The sequence below is a fragment of the Gottfriedia luciferensis genome (genome assembly GCF_001712755.1).
In the GTDB taxonomy this organism is placed as follows: domain Bacteria; phylum Bacillota; class Bacilli; order Bacillales; family Bacillaceae_G; genus Gottfriedia; species Gottfriedia luciferensis_B.
The window spans coordinates 1-1,642 of record NZ_MDKC01000024.1 but is presented as its reverse complement, the minus strand read 5'-3'; the positions used below and the strand labels follow the sequence as shown (position 1 = coordinate 1,642).

Below are 1,642 nucleotides of genomic sequence, written 5' to 3'. Positions count from 1 at the left end.
CGGGATCGAACCGGCGATCTCCTGCGTGACAGGCAGGCATGTTAACCGCTACACCACGGGACCATTTGGTTGCGGGGACAGGATTTGAACCTGCGACCTTCGGGTTATGAGCCCGACGAGCTACCAGACTGCTCCACCCCGCGATAATGTGGATACTATTTAATATAGTTCCATTAATATAAACTTTAATAAAAATGGAGGAGTAAGAGGGATTCGAACCCCCGCGGGCTGTTACACCCCTGTCGGTTTTCAAGACCGATCCCTTCAGCCAGACTTGGGTATTACTCCATTATAAGTGGTGGACCTTGTAGGACTCGAACCTACGACCGGACGGTTATGAGCCGTCTGCTCTAACCAGCTGAGCTAAAGGTCCTTAAATAAGTAGCGGCGGAGGGAGTCGAACCCACGACCTCACGGGTATGAACCGTACGCTCTAGCCAGCTGAGCTACACCGCCATAATAAGTTAATTTAAGTTTCTTCAAGTGGAGCCTAGCGGGATCGAACCGCTGACCTCCTGCGTGCAAGGCAGGCGCTCTCCCAGCTGAGCTAAGGCCCCATGTTTTAAATGGTCGGGAAGACAGGATTTGAACCTGCGACCCCCTGGTCCCAAACCAGGTGCTCTACCAAGCTGAGCCACTTCCCGTTCAGAATTACAGGTGAAATAATATGGCGCGCCCGAAAGGACTCGAACCCATAACCTTTTGATCCGTAGTCAAACGCTCTATCCAATTGAGCTACGGGCGCATATTATAAATGGTACCGAGGGCCGGACTCGAACCGGCACGGGGTCAACCCCCGCAGGATTTTAAGTCCTGTGTGTCTGCCATTCCACCACCCCGGCAGCATATGTGGAGCGGAAGACGGGGCTCGAACCCGCGACCCCAACCTTGGCAAGGTTGTATTCTACCACTGAACTACTTCCGCGTATACTGCTTATAACTTATAAATTTAAATGGTGCGGGTGAAGGGACTCGAACCCCCACACCGAAGTACTAGATCCTAAGTCTAGCGCGTCTGCCAATTCCGCCACACCCGCAATATTCTCTTTTGAGAAATGGTGAGCCATGAAGGATTCGAACCTTCGACCCTCTGATTAAAAGTCAGATGCTCTACCTACTGAGCTAATGGCTCAAAAGAGTGCCGACTAGAGGACTTGAACCCCCAACCTACTGATTACAAGTCAGTTGCTCTACCAATTGAGCTAAGTCGGCATATGGTGGAGGATGACGGGCTCGAACCGCCGACCCCCTGCTTGTAAGGCAGGTGCTCTCCCAGCTGAGCTAATCCTCCATCAAACCAAGCGACGTTCTACTCTCACAGGGGGAAACCCCCAACTACCATCGACGCTGAAGAGCTTAACTGCCGTGTTCGGTATGGGAACGGGTGTGACCTCTTCGCTATCATCACTTGATTCTTTTTCTTTAGGACATTAATTATTATATCAAAATATCAGTCAAAGTCAATAACTTTTTTAATATTTTTTATAAAACTTATACCCTCAAAACTAGATAATGTCATTATCAAACTTGTTAGTTAAGTCCTCGACCGATTAGTATCAGTCAGCTCCACGTGTCACCACGCTTCCACCTCTGACCTATCAACCTGATCGTCTCTCAGGGGTCTTACTAGCTTAACGCTATG

General features: G+C 49.6%; 13 tRNA genes and 2 rRNA genes. All 15 read right to left on the bottom strand.

The window, feature by feature from the left end:
* Positions 1 to 66 precede the first annotated feature (66 nt).
* Positions 67 to 143 (bottom strand) — tRNA-Met (locus tag BED47_RS14885).
* A 52-nt stretch (positions 144 to 195) separates the two neighbouring features.
* Positions 196 to 288, bottom strand: a tRNA-Ser gene (locus tag BED47_RS14880).
* An 8-nt stretch (positions 289 to 296) separates the two neighbouring features.
* Positions 297 to 373, bottom strand: a tRNA-Ile gene (locus BED47_RS14875).
* 9 nt (positions 374 to 382) lie between these two features.
* Positions 383 to 456 (bottom strand) — tRNA-Met (locus BED47_RS14870).
* Positions 457 to 484: 28 nt separating this feature from the next.
* Positions 485 to 557: transfer RNA gene (locus BED47_RS14865), tRNA-Ala, on the bottom strand.
* Between the two features lie 10 nt (positions 558 to 567).
* Positions 568 to 644, bottom strand: a tRNA-Pro gene (locus BED47_RS14860).
* 24 nt (positions 645 to 668) lie between these two features.
* A tRNA-Arg gene (locus BED47_RS14855) sits at positions 669 to 745 on the bottom strand.
* Positions 746 to 755: 10 nt separating this feature from the next.
* Positions 756 to 842: transfer RNA gene (locus tag BED47_RS14850), tRNA-Leu, on the bottom strand.
* Positions 843 to 850: 8 nt separating this feature from the next.
* Positions 851 to 925, bottom strand: a tRNA-Gly gene (locus tag BED47_RS14845).
* Between the two features lie 29 nt (positions 926 to 954).
* A tRNA-Leu gene (locus BED47_RS14840) sits at positions 955 to 1,037 on the bottom strand.
* A gap of 19 nt (positions 1,038 to 1,056) precedes the next feature.
* A tRNA-Lys gene (locus tag BED47_RS14835) sits at positions 1,057 to 1,132 on the bottom strand.
* A 7-nt stretch (positions 1,133 to 1,139) separates the two neighbouring features.
* A tRNA-Thr gene (locus BED47_RS14830) sits at positions 1,140 to 1,212 on the bottom strand.
* A gap of 3 nt (positions 1,213 to 1,215) precedes the next feature.
* Positions 1,216 to 1,291 (bottom strand) — tRNA-Val (locus BED47_RS14825).
* A gap of 5 nt (positions 1,292 to 1,296) precedes the next feature.
* Positions 1,297 to 1,412, bottom strand: a 5S ribosomal RNA gene (gene rrf / locus BED47_RS14820).
* 118 nt (positions 1,413 to 1,530) lie between these two features.
* Positions 1,531 to 1,642, bottom strand: a 23S ribosomal RNA gene (locus BED47_RS14815); the annotation flags it as partial.